1 protein-coding gene is annotated in these 1,198 nt (G+C 49.8%); it reads right to left on the bottom strand.

Annotated features, from left to right (window positions below):
* Positions 1 to 397: 397 nt before the first annotated feature.
* The coding region (locus FCN80_RS26040) for a VENN motif pre-toxin domain-containing protein (RefSeq protein ID WP_170975543.1) at positions 398 to 1,198 on the bottom strand (801 nt) is incomplete at its 5' end.

The raw sequence follows: 1,198 nt of genomic DNA, 5'->3' as shown, positions 1-1,198 counted from the left end.
TGGAAACTGCCAGCCCATTCCCCGGAGGAAAACATGGTCAGGCAAAAGTGTAGCGGTATTAGGCGCAGCTATTTAGCCTGGGTGAGTGATGTTGTAGCCGGGGAAATTGGTGATTTTGACTGAAGCGGAGTAACAGGCTGCTTTTTTGAGATAAGATCCCGGCGCAGGGGCCGGGATTTAAGGGAAAATCACAATTTTCTAGGATTTATTATTAAAATTACTTAGCCCAATACCTATAGTAAGAAGACATCCCAGCATACCCCCAGTAATCGCTCCATCTTGAATGTCTTCAGCCGAAAACAGGAACTCACCTCCAATCCAAAAGTAAGCACCACAACGCAGAATAAAATTCGTTAGGATACAAAAAACAACCATACAAGCAGAACTGATTAACAGGTTAATCAGTAACTTCATTGTTTTGACCAGCTTTATTGATCCTCTGATTTTCAATAATATTGCTGCTTTTTTCTGACATATATGACGCTCCCATATTACCGGCAGAACTTGGGATTTTACTCGGCAACATTTCTTTCGATATGCCCAACTGGCCCTTTATCTCAGTATATTTCAAGAGATTAGGATGGAATTTCGGATCAAATCCCTGAGTAATATATTTACCGACAGCATTCGCTCCTATGGCAATAATCTTACCAAATCCATAACCCAGCGCCGAACCTGCGCTGTTTGTTATTGCTCCGGTAAGAGGATCTTCACCATTAATTGAACTGGTTAAAGCACCACCCGCCGCATTCCAGCCTATGGTTCCAGCCAGTCCGCTTCCCATGCTCGCAACGTTCACCCAACCGGCCACCGTTGCGCTCACCGGATCGACCGGCTTACCGTCCAGATAACGGACTCCAGCATTGGCCGCTGCGCCAAGCCCCCACATAGCTTGGCCTGCAACCGGCAGCATTACGACACCTGCGGCATTGGCTATACCGGCAGAGACTTTCGCATTCCCTTCCGCGATATCCCCGGCAAGCTGGGCTTTTTCCTCGATACCCGCGTCCGGTATCTCACCCAGCCACATCCCCAGTCCAGAGCCTGCCGCACCGCCCAGTGAGTTATTCTCCACCGCATTCTTCCCTGCCTGCGCCCCGGTCAAGGCACTCGCCCTACTGTCGCCGCTTACCCCGGCCGCAATCCCCGACGTCAGTGTCGACAGCGCACTCACACTCTCCTTCTGCTGTGAACTCAG

The sequence above is a fragment of the Martelella alba genome (assembly GCF_005217455.1).
Classification (GTDB): domain Bacteria; phylum Pseudomonadota; class Gammaproteobacteria; order Enterobacterales; family Enterobacteriaceae; genus Acerihabitans.
Note: the sequence above shows the minus strand (reverse complement) of the source record. Positions and strands in the feature narration are given on the sequence as shown.